Raw genomic sequence first — 26030 nt, 5'->3', positions numbered from 1 at the left:
ACACCAGCAGATGATAAAGCAAAAGAAGTTTCTGTAACATATACTCCACAAGGAGCAACAGATCCAGTAACAGTTACAGCAACAAAAGGTGAAGACGGAAACTGGAAATTACCAGAAAACGCACCAGAAGGCGTAACAGTAGATCCAGCAACAGGAAAAATTACAATTCCAGCAAACAAAGTAGCTGATAATACAGTAGTAACTGCAGTAGCAAAAGATAAAGTAGATAACACATCAGATCCATTAACAGTAATAGTCAAAACCCCAATCACCCCAGGTGGTACCGGCGGTTCTACAGGTGGATCTGGAACAACTGATCCAACTAATCCAACAGACCCAACTGATGAAAATGGTACAGGTTCTGATTCTGGTAAGACTGACGATAAGACCGGCGACAAGGATGGTAAAGATTCTGATAAGACCGATGGAAAAACTGATGGTAAGAATGACAGAAAACCAAATATTCCAGATGACAAGATTAAGGTTAAGGATGATAGCAAGTTAACTGATGATGAAAAGAATAAAATCATCGATGAGGTTAAGAAGGCTAATCCAGATGCAAAGAAGGTTGAAATAGACGATAAGGGTAATGTTGTCCTAACCTATGATGACGGTTTTGAGACAAGTATTCCTTATAAGAGTTTAGTTGAGAAGGTTGAGAAAGGATCTGTTGTGATTCCTTCTAGGGATAAATCTCATGCCCAAGATCCATTTAAGGGTAATAAGCAAATGAATCAAGAACCAAGTAGGGACAGACGCAACCTAGCAGGTGCTAAGAATGTGAAAACAGGCGTTGGCTCTGTTAGCGGTTTAGCAGGACTAGCAGGCGCTGCTCTTGCAGGATTATTTGTGACAAAGAAAAAAGAAGATGAAGAAGATAAGTAAGATTTGACTTATTTTGCCTCTCTTGAAAAACTCAAGGTTTTAGGACCTTGAGTTTTTCTTTTGGTTTTTTTGGGGTGGGTTGGATTTTTCGTTCGTGCTGGTCCTTTATTTATAAGGTCCCTCCTCAACCTTCGGTTTCGTTCGACGGTAGTTTTCGGGCTCACTCTTATCCGTTCCGGATAAAGAGTTCGCCTCGAAAAGCCTCGATTAAGGGCTGCCATCAGTTCGCTACGCTCACTGTGGCCAGACCCATTAGGGACGGCGCTGTGGGGTAGTTTTTCCTAGTCTTGTCCTAGTTCGGGACGAGGGTTTGGAAGTAGGAATATTATGCGCCATTCCGAGCGAGAAACCTACGAGGTTTCGACGAGGAATCTTATAGCTTGGGGATATGTTTGTATCTTCGAATATTCAGGTCCTTTATTTTGGGGATTCTTCGCAGAGGCTCGGAATGACAAATTAGAGGTTTGAATTGGTTTCCAGCCATTTTCTATATTAGAATAATTTGGTATTGTCTTTGTAAGATTCTCATTATTGCTCTTGCACAGTATTGATACTTGAAAAATGCTAAAATGATGATATAATTTAAGTAAGAGAAGCCACCTCTTATCCCATCAAAAAAGCCCTTGACTTATTCAAGGAAAGCAAATACATTAAGATTCTCCATGAGAATCAAAAAGACGGTAGTTCCAGCTACCGTCTTTTTATGTCTTTTACTTGTATTTAATGGTAGCTCAAATTTTGTAGGCAAAATTTGAGCGGTCTTAATAATTTATCAAGCACATTAGTGCGAAGAGAAATTATTGAAGAACCTTATGTAATTTTTTATGTAAGGCACGATGAGTAAGAGTGCCTGAAATAAAAAGATTACCTTCCATAAATAGTGCATGTATTTTATAATTAAAGCGACTAACAAGGGAAAAATTAAATTTTCCAGCAAATACATAAATATCTCCATGAGTATCACCTCCTCTTGGGAGACAATTATATTATAACATACTTTTATAAAATTATTAATTATTTGAAGCTCTAATTAGCGCTCGATTCTTTTGCCGGTATGGCACAGGGGGTTGATGTTTTTCTCCATTTTCTCTTTTAGAATGACTTGGTTTTGACTCTGTAAGATTCTTCATTACCTCGACTCCGCTCGGGGTAAACTATCTGAGGGCTTCTCTGTCGGAATGACGGTTGCGATATTTGAGAAGTCGCTAATAAAGTTTGGAGTAATCGTCCTTGCTTCGAGCGAAGGCAAGTCCGTCGGCTCGAGGAGACAGAAGTCTATGGCTGTGTCAATAGGATTAATATGGTTAGGGAATCTGGATTGTTTTGGCATGACTAATTTTTTTAAAAAATCCGTGTAAAACTTTGACTTTTTTTGCAATATTTGTTGCATTACTTGTAGTTTAGTGTTATAATTATATCAGGAAAACGTAATTTAAAGATACTGGCCAAGTTGCTGGTTGATAATAAGGACTTTTGTTGGTGGAGCTACCAACATCGGTCCTTTTTTCAAGAATTTTATTTAGGAGAAGATTATGGGAAAAGTAAACGTTAACAACGAAATCAAGACTTTGAAAAAAGTTATGCTTCACAGACCAGGTGAGGAGCTTTTAAACCTTACACCTTACTTGCTTGAGGAACTTTTATTCGATGACATTCCTGACCTTGCTAAGGCCCAGGCTGAGCATGATGATTTTGCAAAAATCTTAAGGGACAATGGGGCTGAGGTTGTGTATCTTGAAGATCTTATGACTGAGACTCTTGACGCTAATGAAGGCCTTCGTGATAAATTTTTGGCCCAATACTTAAAAGAAGCTAATATCAAGAACGAAAACCTTTACAAGGAAAGTGAGGCTTTTCTTAAGTCAATCAAGGATACAAAGACTTTTGTTGAAAAAACTATGTCTGGTATTACACTTAAGGAAATTGGCGGATTTAATAATATTGATAAGATTGTTAGTAATGAAGCTTACACAGCAATTTACCCTATGCCAAACCTTTATTTCACAAGGGACCCATTCTCTTCTATAGCTAATGGTGTTTCTATTAACTGCATGCATACCGTTACCAGACGTAGGGAGACAATCTACGCTGACTATATCTTTAAATACCACAAGGAATATGGTGGCACAAGGGATTTCTATGGTAGGAATACTGGCCATTCTATAGAGGGTGGAGATATTTTAAACATTAATAAAAACCTTGTAATGGTTGGTATCAGCCAAAGAACAGAGCTTGAATCAATCAAGACCCTAGCAACAAACCTAATCTTAGCTGATGATAACGAAGTTAAGGAAGTTCTCGGGGTAAATATCCCAGTAGAAAGAGCTTACATGCACCTTGATACTGTATTTACACAAATTGACCACGATGCCTTTACCTATCACCCAGGTATCATGTCCACCTTCCATGCTTATAGATTTACAGAAAGAGACGGAGAGATTGTCTCTGAACAACTTGATAAGAGCCTAGAAGACCTCTTAAAAGATGCCCTCGGCCTTGACCATGTCAAGCTAATCCCATGTGGCGGAGGAGATCCAATAGCAGCTCTTCGTGAACAATGGACAGACGGATCAAACACCCTAGCCATAGCTCCAGGCAAGGTAGTAGTTTACGATAGAAACAATGTCACAAACGACGTTTTGGAAAAAGAAGGCTTTGAAGTATTAAAACTTGACTCTTCTAACCTAACAGTAGGTAGGGGTGGCCCAAGATGTATGTCAATGCCACTTGTTAGAGAAGACTAATTTTGGGTATATAATTGTTAGACACTTTTAGAAGGAGGTTCTTATGGGACTTTTAAAGAAAATTATTTTAGCAAAAGGCACAAAAGACCTAGCCTCAAACCTTGCTAGAAAAAGCGTTCAAAACAAAGGAAGAAGGAAAAAGATGTTTAATAATAAGTACAAAAATAAACCAAATATTATTTCTAGACTTGCTAAGGCAGCCTTTATGGTTGGCGCTGGTGCATATCTTTTGAAGAAAAACCGAAAAGAAGTAGAAGAAACTGTAAATGACGCAAAAGAAAAAGCCAACAGAGCCAAAGATGACTTCATAGATGCCTTTAATGGTGAAGACTTGAAATAAAAATTGAAATTTAAGAAAAATCCGGTCAATTGACCGGATTTTTTAGTGGGGAATTTAGGCTGGCTCTTCGTATATCTTGGTCCTTGATTTATGGTATTCCTTGCTAAGGCTCGGAATGACTTTTTAGTTATTTTATAGGCCCTTCGAATTCCCTGATTCTTTATTTATGGGTTCCCTTCGAATGTTCTGGTCCTTGATTTATAAGGTCTCTCCTCCACCTGCGGTGTCGTTCGAGACGGCGCTGGAGGAATTGGGGAACATATGGTGCCGCGAAAAGTGACGGCGCTGTAGGAGTTGGGTGTGTTACAATACATATTAACCAAGGCTTCACGCGCCGTTTTAGTAGAATTAATAAAGTAAGAAAACCTAATTAATATTAAAACCCTACCCACCTCGACAAAGCGAAGCGCCGAGAGGTCTTTATAGTCACCTTTAGCTAGGTTTTTAGTATTACATCGGGATTTTTTTGGAAATATTAGGTATTAATATAAAAACGATGCACCCATAGAACCATAGATAAAGAGAACGATGGGGATCTCTGTCTCCACGAGCCGACGGGCTTGCTTTCGTTCGAGATGGGTGTTGGTTTATTTGGTCTCTTAGTATATCTTGGTCTTTACTTTTTGGGATTCCTTCTTTCTACAATGCTCCAGACAGGCTTTTTCCTGAAATGATGGTTGTGATTGCCTTATTTTAGTGAGAAAAACAACTTATATAGGATGAGAAAATCTTTTTGACACGCTTAATTTTAATGGTATATTATAGGAAGTTTAGGATAAAAAAAGAAAGGAATGTTTATGAAAACAGAAAAGAAAATCTATCACATTGATGAAAAGGTACCAGCTAAGCTACTATTGCCTCTTTCTTTGCAACACACTTTTGCAATGTTTGGAGCTTCAGTTTTAGTCCCTATTTTATTTCAAATTAATCCAGGTATTGTTCTTTTAATGAACGGGATTGGCACCTTATTATTCATCTTAATAACAAAAGGCAAGGCACCAGCTTATTTGGGTTCTTCATTTGCATTTTTGGCACCAGGAACTGCTATTATTGCAAAACAAGGATTTGAATATGCGCAAGGTGCCTTTGTTGTAGTCGGAATTTTAGGTTGTATCATGGCCTATATCATCTACAAGTTTGGCACAAGTTGGATAGACGTTGTCCTTCCGCCAGCTGCCATGGGTGCAGTTGTGGCCCTAATCGGTTTTGAACTTGCGGGCAATACCGTCAGAGGCGGGGCAATTGGAGCTAACCTAATGACAGATACAGCCCAAGCCAAGGACTTTATAGTTTTTGGGATTACCCTTCTAACAGCCATCATAGGATCTGTCGCCTTTAAGGGATTTTTCTCCACAATTCCTATTTTAATAGCAATCGTGGTTGGCTATATTTCTGCAATATTTTTTGATATGGTTGATTTCACACCAGTTTTGGAGGCGAAACTCTTCACCATGCCAAACTTCCATATGGCAAAATTTTCAGTAAATGCAATTCTTGCCATGCTCCCAGTCCTCCTCGTTATCACAAGCGAGCACATTTCCCACCAGGTTGTTACATCAAATATTGTAAATAGGGACCTACTCACAGAGCCGGGTCTTCACAGGTCAATCTTTGCTGATAACTTCTCCACAGCCCTATCAGGTCTTGTAGGAGGCGTGCCAACAACAACCTACGGTGAAAACATCGGGGTTATGGCTATCACAGGCGTTTACTCAGTCCAGGTAATAGGAGGAGCTGCCATTGTATCAATCATCATGGCCTTCTTTGGCCCGCTTGCAGCCTTCATTTCAACCATACCAGGCAATGTAATTGGCGGGGTTACTTTCCTCTTATACGGCATGATTGGAACTAGCGGCATCAGGCTTTTAGTAGACGAAAAAGTCGACTATTCAAAGTCAATGAACCTTGTGTTGACATCAGTAATCTTCATTGCAGGGCTTTCTGGCCTATCAATCAAATTTGCTTCAATTGAATTATCAGGCATGGTCCTCGCATCTGTGGTAGCAGTAATTTTGTCAGCCTTTATGACAATTTTAAAGAAATTCAATCTTACAAACGAGTAAAATAAAAGGCCCCGTGTGGGGCTTTTTTCTTGGTTAATATTTGTAAACTTTTTATATTTCATTTAAGAAATTTTTCACTTCGTCTTCTGTGGTTCTGAAAGTTGTTACAAGTCTTATAATTTTTTTGCCGTTTTTTTCTCCTGTTATTTCAAATTTGGCAATTTTTTGCCATTTTTCTAGAGTTTTTTCATCTAGGAGGACAAAAATTTGGTTGGATTCGAAAGGATAGGCCAAATCGTAGGTTTTTTTATCAAGGCCATCTGCCAAAATTTTTGCCATTTGGTAGGCTTTTTTGGATCCCTTTAGGTAGAAGTCAGAGTCTTTGAAGACTGTCTCCCACATGATTCCAGAAATGAAACCTTTGGCGAGCATGGTGCCTTTTTGTTTGATTAGGTTATTTAGGTCTTTTTTTAGTTCGTCATTTACTACTACTAGGGCTTCCCCAAATAAGAGACCAGCCTTGGTACCGCCAAGATAAAAGATATCACAAAGCTTGGTCAAATCTTTTAGGTCGTAATCGCTTCTTTCCGATGCGAGTGCGGCTGCCATCCTTGCCCCGTCTATGAAAAGGTATAGGTCGTTTGCCTTGCAATAGGCATAAATTTCTTCGAGTTCTTTTTTCTTATAGAGGGTGCCTACTTCTGTGGTGTTTGAAATGTAGACCTTTTTTGGGACTGTCATATATTCGGTGGTAAATTTTTTATGAAAATTTTCTATAGATTCTCTTGTCAATTTGCCATCTTCTGTGTCGATTAATTCGATTTTAAGTCCGGTCGCTTCGATTGAGCCTGCTTCATGGCCCTCTATGTGGCCTGTGTTGGCGGAAAGGATTGAATCCTGCTGGCGCATGCCAGCTGCGGCTCCAATTATATTGGCACCTGTGCCTCCTGGGAGGAAGTAGATGTCTACTTTTTCATTTCCTAGGGCTTTTTTTATGAGTTTTCTGGCGTTTTCGCTATGGGGATCATCTCCGTAGCCAGGATTTTTTTCATTAATTGCATCTTTTAGGGCGTCGAGGATTTGAGGATATCCTATTGAGTTATAATCATTTACAAAAAAATACATTAGAGCTTCCTTTAGTTTGAATATTTCTACTAATATTATATCAAAAATCAAATTTTATACTAGAATAGTTTTACCCAAGAACGCTTTCCCGAACTAAACGAAAAGATATTGCTAAAATATAACAATAATTGCTATCAAATAGTATTGATATTCATTATCCACTATGATATCATATAGCTATAAAGAGAGGTTTTGACTCGATTTACATATATATATGTGTGGAAAGGAGATTTTATGCCTATCACATTATGTAGTATTGGTGACTTAGTCGAGGTCATCAAAATAAAAGGTGACGATAAGGTCATCAAACACTTGCAAAACTTAGGTTTTGGCAAGGGACGACAAATTAAGGTACAAAGCTTTGACGGAGTTAATTACATATTTTCTATTGATGATAATAGGTTTGCTCTAAACAAAGATTTGGCAAAAAAAATTATAGTTAGAGAGGTTCAATAATGAGTTTTTTAAATGAAGTGCCTATTAAGAGCACAGTTAGGGTAACCAAGGTGGGCGGAGATGGCCCTACCAAGAGGAGAATTATGGATATGGGTATTACAAAAAATACTGAAATCTATATTAGAAAAGTAGCTCCTTTAGGAGACCCTATACAAATTAATTTAAGAGGATACGAACTAAGCATCAGAAAAGATGACGCAAAGAATATAAGTGTGGAAAAGATATGACATTTAGAGTAGCTTTAGCAGGTAACCCTAACTCAGGAAAAACCACCCTTTTCAACGCCCTAACAGGCTCAAATCAAAGGGTAGGTAACTGGCCAGGTGTTACTGTAGATAAAAAAGAAGGTCTTTTAAAAGGCCACAAAGACATTATTATTGAAGACTTACCAGGAATTTATTCCCTATCTCCATATACTATGGAAGAAGTTGTTTCTAGGGAATACCTCCTTAACGAAAAACCAGATTTAATCATCAACCTAGTTGACGGATCAAACTTGGTAAGAAACCTATACCTTACAAGCCAATTATCAGAGCTTGGTATTCCAATGCTTATATCCCTAAACATGATGGATATAGTAAGAAGCAAGGGAGATCAAATTGATGTTGATGCTTTATCTAAAGAAATAAATGCGCCTATAGTCGAAACTATAGCAGCTAGGGAAAAAGGTATTGACGAATTAATCAAAAAAGTCTTAGAGCTTGTAAAGGGCGGAGAAAAGCCAAATACAATGGTTTTCGATGCTGAACTTGAAGAAGCTCTAGGAGTAATTTCAGAAGACTTAAAACCAATAGTTGGCGAAGATTTTTCTAGGTATTATGCAATAAAGGCTTTTGAAAATGATGATGAATCAATGAACCACATCACAATTCCAAGTGATGTATTAGAAAAAATCGAAAAAATTAGATACGATTTTGAAGCAAAAGAAGACGATGATTGCGAGTCAATCATTACTACAGGCAGGTATGAGAATTTAGCTGAACTTTCTGATAAGGTTCTAGTGAAGGCTCCTGTAAAACCATCTATAACAGATAAGGTTGATAAGATTGTAACTAGTAGAATCTTAGGTCTACCAATCTTTGCCTTTGTAATGTTTTTGGTATTTTTCGGTGCAGTTTATGAACATTCACCAGGAACTATGGGTACTGATGCAGTTAACGGTTTCTTTGAAGATACCCTAATACCAGGAGTTGGAGCATGGATGGAAGGAGCTAATATAAATCCAGTCCTTCAATCACTAGTTACTGACGGTGCACTTGCAGGTGTGGGAGCAGTACTTGGATTCTTACCACAAATGATGGTTCTATTTGCCCTATTATCAATACTTGAAGATATAGGTTATATGGCAAGGGTTGCCTTCATCATGGACAGACTTTTCAGAAGATTTGGCCTATCAGGTAAATCATTCATCCCAGCCATGGTTGCAACAGGTTGTGGTGTACCAGGTGTCCAAGCATCAAGAACAATCGAAAATGAAAGAGATAGAAAGATTACAATCATGACAGCTACTTTCATGCCTTGTTCAGCAAAATTACCAGTAATTGCCCTAATCGTAGGTGCATTTTTCCCAGAACATCGAGCCTTAGTATCATTCTCATTCTATGCGATTGGTATAGCTTCAATTGTATTTTCTGGTATTATCTTAAAGAAATTTAAACAACTAGCTGATGAACCAGCACCATTTATCATGGAGCTTCCTCCATACCACGCACCAAGAGTAAAATCAGTTTTAACTGACGTTTATAACAAGTCTAAGGCCTATGTTAAGAGAGCAGGAACAATAATCTTCCTATCATCTATCATAATTTGGTTCTTAACAAACTTTAACTTCAGATTACAATTGATTGAAGAAAACTCAGAAGGATCAATCATAGCTGTATTAGGTTCTGTAATCGGTGTAATCTTTAGGCCAATAGGATTTGGAAGCTGGCAATCTACAGTTGCAACAATTTCAGGATTCGTTGCAAAAGAGAACGTAGTTTCTACAATGGGCGTTGTTTTAGGCCTTGGTAGTGATGTTGCAGAAGATACACCAGAATTGCTTCAAGCTTTCGGCGCTGCAATAGGAACACCAGTTGCGGGTTATTCATTCTTGCTATTTAACATGCTTTGCATGCCATGTTTCGCAGCAGTAGGTGCTATTAAGACAGAAATGGATGACAATAAGTGGACAGCAATCACTATTGCTTATCAAATGGGCTTTGCCTATATAGTAAGCTTAATCTTCTACCAACTAGCAAGCTTCTTTGCTTATGGTAAATTTGGAATAGGCACAGTACTTGGAATAGTAGCCCTAATATTCTTCATCTACATGGTTATTAGAAAACCATACGTAAAAAAGAATATCGAATACGATAAGTCTTTAGCATAAGAGGAGAAATATTTCTCCATAGAGAAAGAAGGAAATAATGAACTTACAATCATGGATTCTCCTAGCAGTCATACTAGCAATTTGTACTTATATAGTATATACTAAATTTGTAAAGAAAAGTGACTCATGCGGATGCGGTGGATGCTCTGCTTGTGACAGCAAGGAAAATAAATCTTGCTGTGATTAATATTTTATAAAATGTCTAAATTAAAAGGCTCTACACCCGTAGGGTCTTTTATTTTAGGGACTTTTGGACCTTTAAGAGGTATATTTATCTTATGAGGATAGAAATAAACAAGAAACGCTACAGGGACTATGATTCCTATATGAAGGAAAAAGTTAATAAAAAAATCATCAAATTGCCCTTAGATGGCGGTTTTACCTGTCCCAATAGGGATGGGACTATATCCAAAGAAGGCTGTATCTTTTGCTCAGAGTCAGGCTCTGGTGAATGGACTTTTGGGAAAAAATCAATTAGAGAACAAATTTCCCACCAAAAGGCGAGGCTCTCAAAAGAGGGAAGACCCGAAGCCTATCTTGGATATTTTCAAAATTTTACCAACACATATGGAGATCTTTCAAGGCTTAGAAAACTCTATTATGAGGCTTTGACAGATGATGATATAATAGGCCTTGCCATAGCGACCAGGGCGGATTGTTTGTCTGACCAGGTCCTAGATTTACTTGAAGAAATCAATGATAAATATTTTCTCATAGTTGAGCTTGGTATGCAAAGTGTAAATGATAGGACCCTTGCATTGATAAATAGGGGTTACGACCATGTGACTTTTGACTCTGGCCTTAAGAAACTAAAGGCTAGGGGAATCAAAGTTCTAGTCCACATGATTGTGGGTCTACCCTTTGAAGGCTATGATGATTATATTAAGACTATTTCTTATATAAATGAAGCAGCGCCATGGGGAATTAAAATCCATAACCTCTATGTAGAGGAAAATTCCAAGCTAGAAAAGTTTTACCAGGAAAATAAGCTCACTTATGGTATGGATATGGATGAATATGTTAAAATAGTGATAGAGATTCTTAGGAAACTAAGACCAGAGATTGTCATAAATAGGTTGACAGGCGATGGGATAAATGATAAAATCGCCTTTCCAATCTGGTCTAAAAACAAGGCTAAGATTTTAACCAGCATTGATAAGATAATGAAAGATAAAAATTATAGACAGGGGGATTTATGGAAAGAAGAATAGACGCGAGATTTTTTACAAATGCACTTAGCGAAGACGGAACCTATACAGCTAAGGATAGGTCACTTTTGCTAGTAGTTGACATTCAGCCAAAGCTTATGGTCACCATGGAAAAGGGCGAGAGGACAACTAGGAATACTATTGGCCTTATCAAGGCTTTCAAAAAGTACGATATGGCAGTTCTTGCAACAGAGCAATATCCAAAGGGCCTTGGTAGGTCTGATGAGGAAATTTTGGCAGAAATTGACGATGAAAAAATCTTCGCCAAGACAAGTTTCAACGCCCTAACTCCAGAAGTTTACGAATTTATCAAGGAAAATAAAATCGAAAAAGTATTTGTGACAGGGGCAGAAGGCCACATTTGCATCTACCAAACCATAAGAAGCCTTTTAGATATGGGCCTAGATGTATTTTATGTTGACGATGCAATTTCGTCTTATTCCGATGAGCTAAAGAAAATTGCAAGAAAATCCCTAAGGGATATGGGAGTTGTCCTTGTAAATACAGAGCTAGTTCTTTTTGACCTAGCAGTTGACAGCAAAGACCCAAATTTCAAATTTGTATCAAACTTAGTAAAAGAATTAAGAAATTAGGAAAAAAGAAATGACAGATTTACCTAAATGCCCATCTTGTGGTGAAAATTATACCTATAAAGACGGACATATCTACGTCTGTCCGATTTGCTTTCAGGAGTGGTCTGACAAGGAAGAAGCGGCAGAAGAGAAAAAAGTAACCAGGGATGCTGTAGGCAATATCCTAGAAGACGGCGACAATGCAAGTGTTGTAAAGGATTTAAAACTTGGATCAGATACAATAAAGCAGGGCACAAAAGTCACCAACATCAAAATCCTAGAAAATCCAGTAAATGGCCACGATATAGATGCCAAGGTGGAAGGTTTTGGGTCCTTGTATTTGAAGTCTTCTGTTATAAAAAAAGTCAACTAAGCAAGGACTACTTTGTCATACAAGGTAACAAAACTTTTCTCAATTTATTTATATAATATTTTGAGGAAAGTTTTTTATTGGTATTAAACATAAAAAGTCTTTTCGAAGGATTTGACGAGCAAGCTTATTAATCTGGGCTATGATGTTTGAGGGGGATTTCCTTTTGATTTTTTAAAGGCTCAATTCATCGTAAATTTAAGTCTAAACCTAGATGGGATATATTTTTTGTTAATTTTTTGCTAACTTTTACGTTTGGAATAAGTGTCTTATAAGAGTATAATAGGCTTGAAATTTACTAACGTTTTCTTGGAAAAATTTTGTTATCAAAGGAGATTAAATGTTTAACAAAGATGATATTAAGGCGGTTAATGCCGTTAGGACCCTTTCCGTCGCTCAAATTGAAAAGGCTAATTCTGGCCATCCTGGTCTTCCTATGGGGGCTAGTCCTATGGCTTATGCCTTATTTAACAAGGTTTTAAAGGCAAATCCTAAAAATCCTAGCTTTTTTGACAGGGATAGGTTTGTTTTATCTGCTGGCCATGGGTCTGCTATGCTTTATTCCCTACTCCATTTGTCTGGCTACGATATTTCTATGGATGATTTGAAAAACTTTAGGCAAATCGGATCTATCGCTCCAGGCCACCCAGAAGTTGGGATGACTCCTGGTGTTGAAGTTACAACAGGTCCTCTTGGCCAAGGTATAGCCCAAGCTGTAGGTCTTGCTGCGTGCGAAAAACACTTAGCAGCCCTTTATAACAAGGAAGACTTAAAACCAATCGACCACTATACCTATGCCCTTTGTGGTGATGGTGACCTTATGGAGGGCGTTTCCTATGAGGCAATGAGCCTTGCAGGTCATTTGAAACTTGACAAGCTAATTATCCTTTATGATTCAAACGACATTTGCCTTGATGGTGACCTTAACACATCTTTTTCTGAATCTGTAAAAGACAGGGTCATTGCACAAAATTGGGCCTATGACAGGGTCGAAGATGGGGAAGACTTGGAGAAAATCCTTGGTGCAATCGAAAAGGCCAAAGAAAATGATAAGCCAACTTTAATAGAAGTTAAAACTGTTATTGGTTTTGGTTCTGTAAACCAAGGTACCAACAAGGTCCACGGTGCACCAATAGGAGCTGAGGACTTTGTTACAGTTAAAAAAGCCTATGACTGGGAAGCTGAAGACTTTGTAATCTCAGATGACATTTACCAAACTTTCAAAAATGGCATTGGGAAACGTGGCAAAGATGCCAACGATGCTTGGGATATTCTTATGAAAGAATATGCGGAAAAATATCCAGAAGACTACAAGGAATTGATAGATGGAATAAATAGGGAACTTCCAGAAAATTTCCTTGACCAGGTTAGAAAATATTCCCACGAAGATAAGGCTCTTGCAAGCCGTGCATCAAGTGGGGAAATCCTCCAAGATTTGGCTAAGGTTTCTAGAAATATTTGGGGAGGATCAGCTGACCTTTTCTCATCAAATAAGACAGACATCAAAGACTCCAAGGCCTTCAGAGATGAAGCCCCTGAGGGAAGAAATATTTGGTATGGTGTTCGTGAATTTGCTATGGCAGCTATTGGAAACGGCATCATGGCCCACGGCGGAACCTTCCACCATGTGTCAACCTTCTTTGTCTTTGCTGATTACTTGAAGGCTGCAGTTAGGCTTTCTGCCCTTTCACATTTGCCACTTTCTTATGTGATGACCCACGATTCTGTGGCAGTTGGTGAAGATGGCCCAACCCACGAACCAATCGAGCAACTTGCTATGCTCAGGGCTATACCAAATACAGTGGTTATTAGACCAGCAGATGCAAATGAAACCAGACTTGCTTGGAAGGTCGCTCTTGAAAGCAAGGATAGGCCAGTAGTTATTGCCCTTACCCGTCAAAATGTGCCAAACCTTAAGGAAACAGAAAACCTAGAGTCAATCGACAAGGGTGCCTACATCATAAAAGATTGCAAAAATCCAGAACTAATCATGATTGCAACAGGTTCCGAAGTTGCCCTTGCTCTTGAAGCTGCAAAAGTTTTAGAAGAAGATGGCAAGGCAGTAAGACTTGTATCTATGCCATCTATGGAATTATTCAAAGAACAAAGCCCAGAATATAGAGAAAAAATCCTTCCATCAGCAATTAGAAATAGGGTTTCTATAGAAATGGGAACTTCCTTTGGCTGGGGAGCTTTCACAGGTCTTGATGGCCTAAACATCTCAATAGACAGGTTTGGTATATCAGGACCAGGCGGAGATGTTGCGAAAAAACTTGGTTTTAATGTAGAAAACATAGTTAAAGAAATCAAGGAAAAATTTTATTAATATAGGAAAAATCTTATAAAAACTTAAGCTGTGGTCCTCCAGACCATAGCTTTTTTGTTTGAAAATGTATATAATAATAAAAAAGAGTCTTATGAAAGAAGGATTTTATGAAGATATTAGAATTACTTGCAGATGGCAATGAAACAATAGAATTACTCACAGTAGTGGACTATTTACGAAGGGCGGGCGTTGAAATAGACATGGTTTCAACCACTGGATCAAAAAACCTAAGGACCAGTCACGGGGTTAGATACCAAGCTGACTTTCTCCTCGAAGAGATAAATCCAGCCGACTATGACGGAGTCTATATACCAGGCGGCACTTCTGGTGCGGAAAGCCTTAGAGATAATGAGAAAGTAATTGAAATAATAAAAGATTTTGATAAGGCAAATAAGCTTATAGCAGCGATTTGTGCAGGACCTATTGTCCTTGATAAGGCAGGAGTTTTGGCAAATAAAAAAGCGACATCCTTCCCTACTATAAAAGCTGAACTTGAAAATGTTGGAGAGTATATTGACGATGAAATAGTTGTGACAGATGGGAACATCACAACAGGCAGGGGAGCTGGTGTGACAAATTATTTGGCCCTTAGACTTGTTGAAATCATTAAGGGCGAGGAAGCAAAAGATGCGATAAAATACGGTACCCAACACTCTGCTGTTGAAAAATACTTCGATATAAGGTTTTAATTTATGAAAAATGTTAGAAAGATATTTATCCTAGGCGGGGCAAATCTTTTTGCGAAAACGACAATTAACCATGCCATAGACCAAGGTTATGCGGTTAAGGCAGTGGATCTCATCAAGCCAAGAGAGTTTGAAAATACAAATAAACTTGAATTTTTATTAGCAGATTTCTTTTCCCTTACTGATGGTGAAGCCATTAGTCTTATGGAAGATTGCGATAGCTTTATTTATGCAGGTGGGGTTTCTGATTTGACTGTGCCAAGAAAACCTGCTGGCAAGTTTTTCTACGAGAGAAATGTCCTTCCAACTGGGAGAGTTGCCAGACTTGCAAGGCGAGCTGGGATCAAAAATTTCCTTCTTTTGGGAGATTTTAGGACAGAAATTGCCGAGAAAAATGAAATTTTAAGAAAAAACGCCTACCACAAAGACCCTTACATCCAAACTAGGTTTATGCAAGAAGCAATCGCAAATTTCGAAGCTGAGCCATTGATGAATGTCTCAGTCCTAAGACCAGGTGTAATTGTTGGTAAGACAGATAAATCAATACTTGGAGCCCTAATAAACCTTGCCAGTGTTAACGAAAAAATACCAGTTACACAAGGTATAATTCCGCTAATTTCTGCAGAATCCCTCGCTAAGGCAGCTCTTTATGCACTAGAGCTTGAAGGCGATAAGAAAACCTATGCAGTTTCAACATCACAGATTTCTTATAAAGAACTTTTTCAGCTAATAATTGAAGTTTTGGACCAAGGGAAAACTTTGGTCGATAAGACCTTTGAAGACCTCCTCCCAGCCTACGAAAGAGACGCTAGGATTACTGAAAATAGGGGACTAGAGCATGGAATTGGCCAGGTAAATATGCTAAGGGCCATGACCATGGATTTAAGTTTCAAATCAGATTTTGACCTAGGCCAAGAAGATTTAAGGGATGAAATAAGAGAAATGATCAAATTCTACCTCAAGGAAGAGGAAAGAAGGCTTGAAGAAGAAATAAACTCCGAGTCAGCAAGTATTATAGAAAATCCTGCAAATAAAAAAGACTGAAATTTGAAATTTCAGTCTTTTTCTTATGCGAAGTGATTTATAAAAAATGTGATTACTATTGGGTTTGTAAGGTTTACTGCTATGGCAAGAACTATTGGGAAAATAAACATTGCCACATCCGCAGGACCTTTTTCCTCGATAATAGCTTCCATATTTGCCATGGCATTTGGAGTTTGGCCAAGGCCTACTCCGCAGTGGCCAGCGACCATGACAGCCGCATCGTAGTCACGACCTAAGATATTAAAGGTCACAAGGCTGGTGTAAATTGCTATAAAAACTGCCTGGGCAATTAAAATGACGAGCATAGGTCCAGCAAGACCTAAGATTGCCGAAATATTTAAATTTATAAGTGCTAGGGATAAAAATAGGCTTAGGGAAATATTTCCAATCAGGTCGATATTGTCCATATCGAGTGGTTTTTTGAGGGAGTCGTAGATATTTCTCACAATAAGGCCTCCAAACTGACAGCCTACGTAATATGGGAAATTTAGGCCAGTCCTTGCTAGGATTTTGTTGATAAAAGTACCAAGAAATGCAGATAGACCAATAATTATAATTGCCTTAGTGAGGGTCTTTTGATTGGTTAAAGTCTTTATGTCAAACTTATTTGCTTTTGAAAGTGAACCCCTAGTCACAAGTTTATTTTTGCTGATCAAACGTCTGGCTGTAGGACCTCCCACAAGAGAACCTGCCAAAAGGCCAAAGGTTGCGGCTGCAACTCCTATGGTAATATTCGATTCTGCACCCATTTTTTCCATGATTTTGCCAAAACTTATGGCAGAACCAATCCCACCAGTCATTGAAGTTGACCCCATGGCAATGCCGTGGAGGGGGTTTATGCCAAGGGCTTTGGCAAGGCTAAGGCCAATTATGTTCTGGAGGGGAAGGAGGATTATTATTGCAAGGGCAAGTTTTATTCCAAGGGACCCCGATTTTTTTAGCATGGCGAAGGATGCTGAAAGGCCAATGGCTGTGAAAAATATATTCATAAAGAAATCTTGGAGGACCTTGTCGAATTCAAGCTTTGCTATTCCACTTTTTTCTAAAATCAAAACTAAAATTGAAATTATAAGGCCACCAATAACAGGGCTTGGTATAAAAAATGTTCTTAAAAAGTTAAATCTATCTTTTAAGAAGTTGCCTAGGATTAGGGCGAAAATTGCAAGTCCTAGGCTTTGTAAGATATCTAATTCTATGGTCATACTTTCCTCTTTTTCCTGATTTTTCGGATAAAATCCAAATATTTAGACTTATTATATTTATTTTTGCAAAAATAACAATATTTCCGGTCTTTTTCTTGAAAAGTCAATGCCTTTTATAATATAATAAGAAGATAGGAGAGAAGAAATGAAATTTTTATTTTACTTATCAGGATTTGCCTTATTTTACGCAATGATAGGCTATCCTCTAGTGCTTCTTATTTTAGAAAAGTTTATCAAAAGGGAAAACGACCAGGATTATACATATAGGCCTTTCGTTTCTGTGATAATTTCTGCCTACAATGAAGAAGATGTAATTGAAAAAAAGCTAGAAAACATCATACAAACTGACTATCCTTCCTACGAGGTTATTGTTGCAAATGATGCCTCAAATGATAGGACAGTTGAGATTTGTGAAAAATTTATAAAAGACCATCCGGATTACGACATTAAGGTAAATACAGTAGTTAACCACCTTGGCAAGACCAACGCCCAAAATGAGGCAGTTGAAGTTGCTAGGGGCGAAATTATTGTATTTTCAGATGCTAATTCTATGTTCAAGTCTGATGCTATTGACGAACTCGTTTCATATTTTACTGCTGATGACATTGAATATGTTTGCGGTTCGCTAATTTATATGGAAGACGTAGATGTATCTTCTGCTGTGGCAGAAAATACTTATTGGAATTTTGAACTTAAATTAAGAAAAATCGAGTCAAATATAAAGACTATTGTAAATGGCAACGGAGCAATTTATGCCGTTAGAAAGGCTGATTATAGGCACATAGACCTGGTTAATAGCCATGACTATGAACTACCACTTTATGCCGGTCTTAACCATAAAAGGGCCCTTTACAATCCAAAGGCAATTGCTGTTGAAAAAGCGGGCCAAACCACAGCTGACGAGTTTAAAAGAAAGGTGAGAATGCAAAGAAGAATCCTTACTAATATTTTTACAAATCTTAGGAGGCTAAATATTTTCGAATATGGTTGGTTCTCATTTTTCCATTTTGGCCACAAGACTTTGAGGTATATGCAGGCATTTTTCCACATAGTACTATTTATAGCTAACCTTGGGGTTTTAAATGAAGGAATATTTTATAAGTTATTCTTTATAGGCCAAGTTGCTTTTTATACCCTTGCTGTAATCGGACAACTATCAAAGGCTAAGAGCAAGATTTTCTACTTCCCAAGATATTATTGTGCAATGATGCTTGCTCAAATCCTAGGCGGCTACAAGGAGCTTAAGGGAGGTTCAAAGGCCACTTGGGAGAAGGCAGAGACAACAAGGAAGTTATGAGAGTTGAAGTTTTAATCTCCGCTATGAATGTGGAGGATATAAATTTTTATAAGAAATTTAACCTGGAATGTGATGCCCTTATCATAAACCAGGCGGGTAAAAATGCCTACCAAGAAGTTTATGATGACGGCAAAAAAATCAGGATGATAACAACAGACACAAAAGGACTTGCCCGTTCAAGAAACCTCGCCCTTTTAAATTCGACAGCAGATATAGTAATTTTTGCTGATGACGATGAGGTTTTTGAAGATGGCTATTTAGAAAGGGTCAAGGATGGCTTTATAGAATATCCAGATGTTGATTTTTTCGTCTTTAAGACTATAGTTTACCAGGATGGTAAGGAGATAGTGAAGGTTACAGAAGAAAAAAACTTAAGCTTTTATAATTGCTTGAGGTATGGATCTGTCCACTTTGTTTTTAGAAGAGAAGCCCTTGCCAGGGCCAACCTCTACCTACCAGTAATGTTTGGAGCAGGAACAAATTTAGGTTCTGGCGAAGATTCGATTTTTATCCTATCTGCCATTAGGGAAGGATTAAGGGTAAGGACTAACAAAAGCCTAATAGCCAAGGTTTATAACGATGATTCAACCTGGTTTGATGGATATAATGAAAAGTATTTCTACGATAAGGGAGCCTTAGCCAGGGCACTTTTCCCTAGATTATACAAACTATATATAGGGTATTTTCTGTATGCACACCCGGAAATGCTTAGAGAAATAAAAAAAGAAAGAGCAAGAGAAATGATGCTCGAGGGTGCAAAAGATTTTGGAGGATATAATGGAAAATAGAAAATCTAAGTTTACAGCCTTTTTATCGTCTATTATAGCCGGCATTATTGTGGCCATGGTTGTGTATTTTGGCCTAAATTTTGCAGGTTATAAGGAGTATAGGGCTTCTGCTAAACTTGTGACTACTTCTGTAGAAAATTTAAACGAAGAAAACCCAGCAGCAACTTTTGCTGCAACCTTAAATTCTAAGGCCATCAAGGCAAGGGCCCTAGAAAACCTAAAGATAAATTGGCCAGAATCAAAACTCGATTCTAAACTTAGCCTTACACCAATTGCCAATTCACCAATTATTGAAATATCAGTAACTGATACTAATAAATTAAGGGCAGAAGACTTGGCTGATGAGTATGCGGACTTATCTGTGACAGTTATAAATAATATCTACAACACCGGGGCAAATGTGATGGATTATGCCTATCAAAATGCCAATGTTGTTGATAATACAATCAAGTATGCAACTTATGCTGGACTTGCAGGATTCTTAATCTATCTGATTATTTCCCTAGTCAGTGTTAGTCGCTACAACCACAAACTTAAGAAAACCAAGGCAAAAGACTATAAAAAAGAAGAAAAAAAGGCCAAAGACCAGGTCAAAAAAAACAAAGAACTTATAGAAGAAGAGGAAGACCAAATCCTAGAAGAGGACGTTGACTTTGTAGACGATCTTGATTTTGATAGAGAAAACGAAGAAAAAAGTCCAGAAGTCCCTGAAGAGGAAGTAGAAGTCAAGGAAGAAACCAGACCTCTTGATCAAGTAAGTGAAGAAGCTGGCGAAGATTTTGCCGCCACAAGAAAAATCGACAAGGCCGACATAGATAAGGCTAGACAAATCGACGAGGTAAAGGCAGAAGAAGTTGACAAGCTAGAAGAAGTTAGCGAGGAAGAAGCAAGTGGCAACAAACTTGAAATCTTAGGTAAACTTCCAAAATACCAGAGAGGAGTCCTAGATGTTTAGAAGAAAAAAAGTTGATGAAAGAAGAGAAATCCTCCTCCAAGCTTTTTACAACCTTGAAGATAAATTAACAAGAAACTTAGGCGTAGATGATGTGGTTATAGCCTTTACAGCCACAGACGATAAGACTATGAAAATAGATTCAATTTATACTATGGCAAGCCATTTGGCTGAAGAAGACGAAAGAATCCTTATTATAGATGCCAACCTAAGGGCAGATGAACTTGAAGAAATGAAAAGTTTTTATAACAAAAGAGGATTTGTAGATTGTCTTTTAGGTGATTTTAGACTTGATGATGTTCTTGTTAGAGAAAGCGACAACCTCCACCTTCTAATGACTGGTAGGGTTTCAGAATATGAAGATATGTATCTTGAGCCATCAACAATTACAAATTTCTTTGCAGATTGTAAGGATAGGTACGACTATGTCTTTATAAATACCAAGGAAAATATCGGCATAGCTGAGGCTAATGTATTTTGTGGCCTGGCTGATAAGTCCGTAATCTTCAGTAGAGAAGAAAATCTAAATTCCTACCTCCTTGAAGAATCAACCAGCCAACTTGAAAAGGCCGGTGCTGATATTAAGGGAGTTATAATTTCAGACTATGTTTACGATGATAGTGAACTTGATGACCTTTTTGGAGGTAAATAATGAAAAAAATTAGCGCAATATTAGCCCTTGGTCTTATGCTAAGCCTAACAGGCTGCAAGGATGATCCATACACATCAGTAAGGCATCCTGAAAATTCTGGTACAGAAGTGGCTGATAAAGTAAAGCCAAGTGAAAATACCGATGAAAATACAAAAAATCCTGAAAATTCAGACCAAAGAGAAGTAGGGGAAAAAGAAATAAGTGACCAGGTCAGAGAAGAAATAGCTGACGGAGTTGAATTTAGGGTAGAAGACACTGTAAATATGCGTCTTGCCCCATCAGAAAACTCTGCCATAGTTGCCGAAGTAGGCCCAGATGATGAAATCCTAAACCTAGGAGAAACTGAAGGCTGGACTAGGGTGACAGCTAATGGCAAGACAGGCTATATTAGATCAGACCTTTTGATAAAAAATTAAAGAAAGGGGTTGTTTATTAACAACCCTACTTTTATGCCAAATTTTATAAAGATATGTTATAATACAAGTAGAGAGGTTTAAATGATTGATATAATAAAAAATATGTTTATGCCAATCTTCGCAGTAGTTGCTGTAATTAGCCTGATTGACTTTCTTTTGGAAGCAAGGAAGCTTTCTGCCTATGTAAGTGCAGTCACAGGCATTGTTGCAGCTATTTGCTTGGTTATATCTATAATAAACCCAAACAGCGATTTGTTTATGCAATTATATTTATTGTTATTTTTATTATCCATATCGCTGGTGATTTTGGCCCTACAAAAGCAAATAGATGCTTTTACTGTTATTGGTATAGCCCTGATGGTTGTAATGTTGTACCTACTATTGAGATTTCCATTAATATGAAAAAGAGGAATATATGATAAAAATCAAAAACTTGAAGAAAATTTATGACAATGGTTATGAAGCCCTAAAATCTGTCAACCTTGATATAGAAGATGGGGCTTTGGTGACCCTTCTAGGTCCTAGTGGTTGTGGCAAATCTACAATCCTAAATATCATAGCAGGGATTTTAGATCCAACAGCTGGCGATATAGAATTTGATGGCCAGTCAATCGTCAACAAACATCCAAAGGACCGTGATATAGGCATGGTTTTCCAAAATTACGCCCTCTATCCACACATGACAGTCCTTGAAAACATCATCTTTCCCCTAGTTGTAGGTGAAAATAAGATTAAAAAAGAAGAGGCAATCAAGATTGCCCAAAAATATATGGAATTAACTTATATCACTGATATTCAAAACAAAAAACCAAAGGAAATGTCAGGTGGCCAACAACAAAGAGTGGCTATAGCAAGGGCTTTAGTTAAAAATCCAAAAACTCTTTTACTTGACGAGCCACTTTCAAACCTTGATGCAAGATTAAGGCTTTCTATCAGGGAAGAGATTAGAAATATAGTAAAAACTGTTGGAGTTACAACAATTTTCGTAACCCACGACCAGGAAGAAGCTCTTTCAATTAGCGATTATATCGCCCTAATGGATAAGGGAGTCATCCAACAATACGACATTCCACAAAATCTTTACCTAGAACCAGCCAATCTTTTTGTGGCCAAATTTATCGGCAACCCTATTATCAATATTTACGATGTTGAAAATAAGGGGGATGGTTTTGTAAATGGTGATTTAATAATTGAAAAAGCAAAATTAGTAGAAGAAAGAAAGAAAGAAAGCCTAGATAAAAAGACCTACCAGGTTGGCATTAGGCCTGAACATTTTAAACTTGATACCAATGGCAATTTAGAAATCAATGTAGAATCTCGTGAGATGATTGGTAGGTATATGATCCTACACTTTACTTTAAATGGCCAAGCTTCAAGGATGGTAGTCGATTCTGCCCTTGATATAAATGAGGGCGATAGGGTCAAAATTTCAATTGACCACAAGGCAATCTACCTCTTTACAGAAGATGGAGAAAGGGTCTACTAATGAAAAAGAAAATGACCTACAGGGCAGAGACCACCAACAAGGCTTGGCTCTTCCTCTTACCAGCCCTGTTTTTTATCCTAATCTTTAATGTTTATCCTTTAATTAGGACCTTTTATATGGCTGTTCATAGTAACAACATATTAAACCCACAATTTGTTGGACTTTCAAACTTTCCAGCAGTTTTAAATGACAAATTATTTAGGATGGCTATGAAAAACACCCTAATATATTCAATAACAGTTGTGCCTTTATCTTTGATAATTTCAATGTTTATTGCCTTGATTTTAAATCAGAAGATTATGGGCAACAAGTTTTTTGAGACAATATTTTTTATACCTTACCTAACCAGTGTTATCGCTGTAGGTATTGTATTTAGGTATTTATTTAATGGCCAATACGGTTTTATCAACCACATGCTTTCCTTTATAGGAGTTGGTCCTATAGATTTTTTAAACAATCCTGACTACAATATGTTAGCGGCCATTATATTTGGTGTCTGGAATGGCCTTGCCTTTAATATTATAGTAATCCTTTCAGGCCTAAGAGGGATTGACAAGGACTATTATAAGATAGCCGACACTTTTGGAGCGACAGGCTGGGAGCAATTTAAGAAAATCACCCTCCCACAGCTTACAAATATAATTACCTTTTTGTTTTTAACAAGCTTTATTTCAAGCTTTAAGGTTTATAACCAAATTTTCGCCCTCTTTAATGGTAAGGCGGGTGTGGGAAATAGACTAATTACTGCAGTATTTTATATCTACAAAAAATTCTACGTAGAATACCGCTACGGCCACGCTATGGCTGCTGCTGTGATTTTGTTTTTATTCCTCTTGGTCCTAACCTTTGTCCAAAGAGCAATCATAAGAAAGTTAGCGAGGTAGGAGATGAAAAAGATTTTAAAAGGCCTAGCCTTCATATTTATAATTATAATGGCAGCTGTAACCCTTTTTCCATTCCTTTATATGATCTCATCAGCCCTTATGAGCTTTGGAGAGGTGACAGCTATTCCACCAAAACTTTTGCCAGCAGCACCTCAATTTGAAAACTTTAGGGAAGCCATGAAGGCTGCTCCCTTTGCAAGATACTTTGTAAATACAGTATTTGTTTCATTGATAAACACCATAGGAACCTTGCTAACAACAGTTTTAGCAGCCTTTGCCCTAAACTTTATGAACTTTAGGGGCAAAAATATGCTCCAAAACTTTATGCTAGCCCTCTTGATGGTGCCATTTGAGATAATTATATTTACAAACTACTCAACAATAGCAAAACTTGGTCTCCTTGATACCTATGTTGCCCTTATAATTCCTTTTATGGCTTCAGTATTTTATATTTTCTATCTAAAAGAATTTTTAAAATCTGTCCCAATGGAATTTTATAATGTTGCCAAGGTTGACGGAGCAAGCGATTTTGAATTTATAAGAAAAGTTATGGTTCCAATGTGCAAACAAAATCTTTTCACCATTGGCCTATTAAACTTTATTACAGGTTGGAACTCATTCTTGTGGCCAATCCTTGTTACAAATACAAAGAACATGAGACTTATATCAAATGGTCTTTCAGCCTTTGCCACAGAAGCAGGTCAATTAATCCATCTGCAAATGGCAGCTTCGACCATTACAATCCTTCCAATTCTAATACTTTATTTCATCTTTAGGAAGCAAATCCTAAGAGGAGTATCCTTTGGAGGAATTAAGGGTTGATATTGATTAAATTTCTGTGAAGGGGTATATATAAAATGTAAGTTAAATTAAGTTTGCTTGTATGGGAACTTAGGAAAAAATATTTAAAGGGGAAGAAATGAAGAAAAAATTAACATTACTTGCAGCCTTAGTCCTATCTATAGGAATGTTTTCAGCTTGTGGCAAAAATGCCGACAAAAAAGAAGAAGCTCCAAAAGAAGAAGCTAAGGTAGAGGAAAAAGCAGAAGAAAGTAAAGAACCTGCAAAAGAAGGTCAAACAGAAGTAGTTTTCTGGCACGCAATGGGCGGTGGCCAAGGCGAAGCTCTTGAAGGCCTTGTAAAAGATTTTGAAAAAGAAAACCCAGATGTTAAAATCACCCTCCAACACCAAGGTGGTTATGGCGATCTTAACCAAATCCTAGTTGCAACTATGCAATCTCCAAAAGACCTACCAACTATTACCCAAGCTTATCCAGACTGGATGCTTCAATTTTCTGAAGCTGGTATGGTAGCAGACCTTACAGAAAGAGTAAAGGGCGAAGAAGGAATTACAGATTACGAAGATATCTTCCCAGGTGTAAGGGATGAAATCGAACAAGATGGCAAAATCATCGGTATTCCATTCAATAAATCAACAGAAGTTCTATGGTATAACCAAGACCTATTTGATGAACTAGGACTTAAAAATCCAACAAGCTTTGAAGAGCTAAAAGAAGTTGCTAAAAAAATCAAGGCAGAAAAAGATATTCCAGCTTTTGGTTGGGATTCACTTTCAAACTTCTATGTAACCTACCTTAAAAACAAGGGCATAGAATTTGGTCCAGACCTTGACGTTACAAGTCCTGAATCAATCGAAGCAATTAACTACTACCTAGACGGTATTAAAGAAGGTTACTTTAGAATAGCAGGCACTGACCAATACCTATCAGGCCCATTCGCTAACGGACAATTAGCAGGCTACATTGGTTCAAACGCTGGTGAAGTATATGTTAAAGAAGGCGTTGAAGGCAAATTCAAATACGCAGCCCAAGCATATCCAGCAGACAAGGCAGTTCAACAAGGTACAAACATCTATATGTTTGACGGCGCAAGCGATGAACAAAAAGACGCTGCATTTAGATTCCTAAAATATGTTTCAAGCAAGGAAGCTCAAATTAAATTTGGTCTAGCAACAGGCTATATGCCAGCTAGAAAATCAGCTGTAGAAGATGAAAACTACAAAAATGCTGATTCAGAAATTCCAAAAATCCTTGGAGCTGCAAGTGAAAAACTATTCTCAAGACCACTTGTTCCAGGCAGCCAACAAGCTTACAACGATATTGCAAGCAAACTTGAAGAAATCCTATCAAACCCAGATAGCGATGTTAAAGCAGAAATGGAAGCTTTCGCACCACAATTTAAAGCAGATTTCGAAAAATAAAA

General features: G+C 37.7%; 25 protein-coding genes and 1 pseudogene. 24 read left to right on the top strand and 2 right to left on the bottom strand.

What is annotated here, in order from left to right:
• The 4 genes and pseudogenes from J2Z38_RS08945 to uraA all read left to right on the top strand — a co-directional run.
• Positions 1-885 (top strand): annotated as a pseudogene (locus J2Z38_RS08945) (hypothetical protein); the annotation flags it as partial.
• Positions 886-2417: 1532 nt separating this feature from the next.
• Positions 2418-3629, top strand: a complete 1212-nt coding sequence (locus tag J2Z38_RS08940; protein ID WP_209774897.1) for an arginine deiminase — start codon at positions 2418-2420, stop codon at positions 3627-3629.
• A 43-nt stretch (positions 3630-3672) separates the two neighbouring features.
• Positions 3673-3969: a hypothetical protein gene (locus J2Z38_RS08935; protein WP_209774895.1), complete on the top strand. Its 297-nt coding sequence runs from the start codon at positions 3673-3675 to the stop codon at positions 3967-3969.
• A gap of 797 nt (positions 3970-4766) precedes the next feature.
• Positions 4767-6032 (top strand): uracil permease, encoded by a 1266-nt coding sequence (gene uraA, locus J2Z38_RS08930; RefSeq protein ID WP_209774894.1) that lies wholly within the window; start codon positions 4767-4769, stop codon positions 6030-6032.
• 51 nt (positions 6033-6083) lie between these two features.
• On the opposite strand, the gene J2Z38_RS08925 is transcribed toward uraA, so the two are convergent.
• Positions 6084-7097 carry a threonine aldolase family protein gene (locus J2Z38_RS08925; protein WP_209774893.1) on the bottom strand — a complete coding sequence of 338 codons (1014 nt, stop codon included), beginning with the start codon at positions 7095-7097 and terminating at the stop codon, positions 6084-6086.
• Positions 7098-7331: 234 nt separating this feature from the next.
• Between J2Z38_RS08925 and J2Z38_RS08920 the strand changes: the two genes are divergently transcribed.
• The 10 genes from J2Z38_RS08920 (at position 7332) to J2Z38_RS08875 (ending at position 16130) form a co-directional block, all read left to right on the top strand.
• Complete coding sequence (locus tag J2Z38_RS08920; protein WP_209774891.1) at positions 7332-7553, top strand: FeoA family protein; 222 nt, start codon at positions 7332-7334, stop codon at positions 7551-7553.
• Positions 7553-7780: a FeoA family protein gene (locus tag J2Z38_RS08915; protein ID WP_209774890.1), complete on the top strand. Its 228-nt coding sequence runs from the start codon at positions 7553-7555 to the stop codon at positions 7778-7780. The genes J2Z38_RS08920 and J2Z38_RS08915 overlap by 1 nt, the downstream gene beginning before the upstream one ends.
• Entirely contained in the window at positions 7777-9924 is a 2148-nt protein-coding gene (gene feoB / locus J2Z38_RS08910) for a ferrous iron transport protein B (RefSeq protein ID WP_209774889.1), read from the top strand. Before J2Z38_RS08915 ends, feoB begins: the two co-directional genes overlap by 4 nt.
• A gap of 37 nt (positions 9925-9961) precedes the next feature.
• Positions 9962-10111 (top strand): FeoB-associated Cys-rich membrane protein, encoded by a 150-nt coding sequence (locus J2Z38_RS08905; RefSeq protein WP_209774887.1) that lies wholly within the window; start codon positions 9962-9964, stop codon positions 10109-10111.
• Between the two features lie 91 nt (positions 10112-10202).
• Positions 10203-11135 carry a TIGR01212 family radical SAM protein gene (locus J2Z38_RS08900; RefSeq protein ID WP_225304656.1) on the top strand — a complete coding sequence of 311 codons (933 nt, stop codon included), beginning with the start codon at positions 10203-10205 and terminating at the stop codon, positions 11133-11135.
• A complete protein-coding gene (locus tag J2Z38_RS08895) occupies positions 11120-11725 on the top strand; it encodes an isochorismatase family protein (protein ID WP_209774886.1) in 606 nt (201 codons plus the stop codon). The genes J2Z38_RS08900 and J2Z38_RS08895 overlap by 16 nt, the downstream gene beginning before the upstream one ends.
• A 10-nt stretch (positions 11726-11735) precedes the next feature.
• Positions 11736-12077, top strand: coding sequence for a zinc ribbon domain-containing protein YjdM (locus J2Z38_RS08890; protein WP_209774885.1), 342 nt, complete (start codon positions 11736-11738; stop codon positions 12075-12077).
• A gap of 337 nt (positions 12078-12414) precedes the next feature.
• Positions 12415-14400 (top strand): transketolase, encoded by a 1986-nt coding sequence (gene tkt / locus J2Z38_RS08885; protein WP_209774883.1) that lies wholly within the window; start codon positions 12415-12417, stop codon positions 14398-14400.
• Between the two features lie 107 nt (positions 14401-14507).
• Positions 14508-15089 (top strand): DJ-1 family glyoxalase III, encoded by a 582-nt coding sequence (locus tag J2Z38_RS08880; RefSeq protein ID WP_209774882.1) that lies wholly within the window; start codon positions 14508-14510, stop codon positions 15087-15089.
• A 3-nt stretch (positions 15090-15092) separates the two neighbouring features.
• Positions 15093-16130 (top strand): NAD-dependent epimerase/dehydratase family protein, encoded by a 1038-nt coding sequence (locus J2Z38_RS08875; protein WP_209774881.1) that lies wholly within the window; start codon positions 15093-15095, stop codon positions 16128-16130.
• Positions 16131-16153: 23 nt separating this feature from the next.
• On the opposite strand, the gene gltS is transcribed toward J2Z38_RS08875, so the two are convergent.
• Positions 16154-17332, bottom strand: coding sequence for a sodium/glutamate symporter (gene gltS, locus J2Z38_RS08870; protein ID WP_209774879.1), 1179 nt, complete (start codon positions 17330-17332; stop codon positions 16154-16156).
• 145 nt (positions 17333-17477) lie between these two features.
• On the opposite strand from gltS, the gene J2Z38_RS08865 reads away from it, so the two are divergent.
• The 10 genes from J2Z38_RS08865 to J2Z38_RS08820 all read left to right on the top strand — a co-directional run bounded on the left by J2Z38_RS08865 (position 17478) and on the right by J2Z38_RS08820 (position 26028).
• Positions 17478-18629: a glycosyltransferase gene (locus tag J2Z38_RS08865; RefSeq protein ID WP_209774878.1), complete on the top strand. Its 1152-nt coding sequence runs from the start codon at positions 17478-17480 to the stop codon at positions 18627-18629.
• A complete protein-coding gene (locus J2Z38_RS08860) occupies positions 18596-19417 on the top strand; it encodes a glycosyltransferase family 2 protein (protein ID WP_225304657.1) in 822 nt (273 codons plus the stop codon). The genes J2Z38_RS08865 and J2Z38_RS08860 overlap by 34 nt, the downstream gene beginning before the upstream one ends.
• The gene (locus tag J2Z38_RS08855) at positions 19407-20372 is read left to right on the top strand and encodes a YveK family protein (RefSeq protein WP_209774876.1); all 966 of its coding nucleotides are present in this window, start codon (positions 19407-19409) and stop codon (positions 20370-20372) included. Before J2Z38_RS08860 ends, J2Z38_RS08855 begins: the two co-directional genes overlap by 11 nt.
• The gene (locus J2Z38_RS08850) at positions 20365-21021 is read left to right on the top strand and encodes an AAA family ATPase (RefSeq protein WP_209774874.1); all 657 of its coding nucleotides are present in this window, start codon (positions 20365-20367) and stop codon (positions 21019-21021) included. The genes J2Z38_RS08855 and J2Z38_RS08850 overlap by 8 nt, the downstream gene beginning before the upstream one ends.
• The gene (locus tag J2Z38_RS08845; RefSeq protein WP_209774873.1) at positions 21021-21437 is read left to right on the top strand and encodes an SH3 domain-containing protein; all 417 of its coding nucleotides are present in this window, start codon (positions 21021-21023) and stop codon (positions 21435-21437) included. Before J2Z38_RS08850 ends, J2Z38_RS08845 begins: the two co-directional genes overlap by 1 nt.
• An 81-nt stretch (positions 21438-21518) precedes the next feature.
• Positions 21519-21839 carry a hypothetical protein gene (locus tag J2Z38_RS08840; protein ID WP_209774871.1) on the top strand — a complete coding sequence of 107 codons (321 nt, stop codon included), beginning with the start codon at positions 21519-21521 and terminating at the stop codon, positions 21837-21839.
• A 13-nt stretch (positions 21840-21852) separates the two neighbouring features.
• Positions 21853-22923: an ABC transporter ATP-binding protein gene (locus J2Z38_RS08835; protein WP_209774870.1), complete on the top strand. Its 1071-nt coding sequence runs from the start codon at positions 21853-21855 to the stop codon at positions 22921-22923.
• Positions 22923-23807, top strand: coding sequence for a carbohydrate ABC transporter permease (locus tag J2Z38_RS08830; RefSeq protein ID WP_209774869.1), 885 nt, complete (start codon positions 22923-22925; stop codon positions 23805-23807). The genes J2Z38_RS08835 and J2Z38_RS08830 overlap by 1 nt, the downstream gene beginning before the upstream one ends.
• Before the next feature lie 3 nt (positions 23808-23810).
• Entirely contained in the window at positions 23811-24629 is an 819-nt protein-coding gene (locus J2Z38_RS08825; protein ID WP_209774867.1) for a carbohydrate ABC transporter permease, read from the top strand.
• A 97-nt stretch (positions 24630-24726) separates the two neighbouring features.
• Complete coding sequence (locus J2Z38_RS08820) at positions 24727-26028, top strand: ABC transporter substrate-binding protein (protein WP_209774866.1); 1302 nt, start codon at positions 24727-24729, stop codon at positions 26026-26028.
• Positions 26029-26030 lie beyond the last annotated feature (2 nt).

The sequence above is a fragment of the Anaerococcus degeneri genome (assembly GCF_017874475.1).
Lineage (GTDB): Bacteria > Bacillota > Clostridia > Tissierellales > Peptoniphilaceae > Anaerococcus > Anaerococcus degeneri.
The sequence above is the reverse complement of the archived record's forward strand: the minus strand, read 5'-3'. Positions and strand labels throughout refer to the sequence as shown.

Bases quoted from the DNA above. Each gene is read 5' to 3' on its own strand.
- J2Z38_RS08940 (WP_209774897.1), top strand. From the start codon at position 2,418: ATGGGAAAAGTAAACGTTAACAACGAAATCAAGACTTTGAAAAAAGTT.
- J2Z38_RS08935 (WP_209774895.1), top strand. From the start codon at position 3,673: ATGGGACTTTTAAAGAAAATTATTTTAGCAAAAGGCACAAAAGACCTA.
- uraA (WP_209774894.1), top strand. From the start codon at position 4,767: ATGAAAACAGAAAAGAAAATCTATCACATTGATGAAAAGGTACCAGCT.
- J2Z38_RS08925 (WP_209774893.1), bottom strand. From the start codon at position 7,097: ATGTATTTTTTTGTAAATGATTATAACTCAATAGGATATCCTCAAATC.
- J2Z38_RS08920 (WP_209774891.1), top strand. From the start codon at position 7,332: ATGCCTATCACATTATGTAGTATTGGTGACTTAGTCGAGGTCATCAAA.
- J2Z38_RS08915 (WP_209774890.1), top strand. From the start codon at position 7,553: ATGAGTTTTTTAAATGAAGTGCCTATTAAGAGCACAGTTAGGGTAACC.
- feoB (WP_209774889.1), top strand. From the start codon at position 7,777: ATGACATTTAGAGTAGCTTTAGCAGGTAACCCTAACTCAGGAAAAACC.
- J2Z38_RS08905 (WP_209774887.1), top strand. From the start codon at position 9,962: ATGAACTTACAATCATGGATTCTCCTAGCAGTCATACTAGCAATTTGT.
- J2Z38_RS08900 (WP_225304656.1), top strand. From the start codon at position 10,203: ATGAGGATAGAAATAAACAAGAAACGCTACAGGGACTATGATTCCTAT.
- J2Z38_RS08895 (WP_209774886.1), top strand. From the start codon at position 11,120: ATGGAAAGAAGAATAGACGCGAGATTTTTTACAAATGCACTTAGCGAA.
- J2Z38_RS08890 (WP_209774885.1), top strand. From the start codon at position 11,736: ATGACAGATTTACCTAAATGCCCATCTTGTGGTGAAAATTATACCTAT.
- tkt (WP_209774883.1), top strand. From the start codon at position 12,415: ATGTTTAACAAAGATGATATTAAGGCGGTTAATGCCGTTAGGACCCTT.
- J2Z38_RS08880 (WP_209774882.1), top strand. From the start codon at position 14,508: ATGAAGATATTAGAATTACTTGCAGATGGCAATGAAACAATAGAATTA.
- J2Z38_RS08875 (WP_209774881.1), top strand. From the start codon at position 15,093: ATGAAAAATGTTAGAAAGATATTTATCCTAGGCGGGGCAAATCTTTTT.
- gltS (WP_209774879.1), bottom strand. From the start codon at position 17,332: ATGACCATAGAATTAGATATCTTACAAAGCCTAGGACTTGCAATTTTC.
- J2Z38_RS08865 (WP_209774878.1), top strand. From the start codon at position 17,478: ATGAAATTTTTATTTTACTTATCAGGATTTGCCTTATTTTACGCAATG.
- J2Z38_RS08855 (WP_209774876.1), top strand. From the start codon at position 19,407: ATGGAAAATAGAAAATCTAAGTTTACAGCCTTTTTATCGTCTATTATA.
- J2Z38_RS08850 (WP_209774874.1), top strand. From the start codon at position 20,365: ATGTTTAGAAGAAAAAAAGTTGATGAAAGAAGAGAAATCCTCCTCCAA.
- J2Z38_RS08845 (WP_209774873.1), top strand. From the start codon at position 21,021: ATGAAAAAAATTAGCGCAATATTAGCCCTTGGTCTTATGCTAAGCCTA.
- J2Z38_RS08840 (WP_209774871.1), top strand. From the start codon at position 21,519: ATGATTGATATAATAAAAAATATGTTTATGCCAATCTTCGCAGTAGTT.
- J2Z38_RS08835 (WP_209774870.1), top strand. From the start codon at position 21,853: ATGATAAAAATCAAAAACTTGAAGAAAATTTATGACAATGGTTATGAA.
- J2Z38_RS08830 (WP_209774869.1), top strand. From the start codon at position 22,923: ATGAAAAAGAAAATGACCTACAGGGCAGAGACCACCAACAAGGCTTGG.
- J2Z38_RS08825 (WP_209774867.1), top strand. From the start codon at position 23,811: ATGAAAAAGATTTTAAAAGGCCTAGCCTTCATATTTATAATTATAATG.
- J2Z38_RS08820 (WP_209774866.1), top strand. From the start codon at position 24,727: ATGAAGAAAAAATTAACATTACTTGCAGCCTTAGTCCTATCTATAGGA.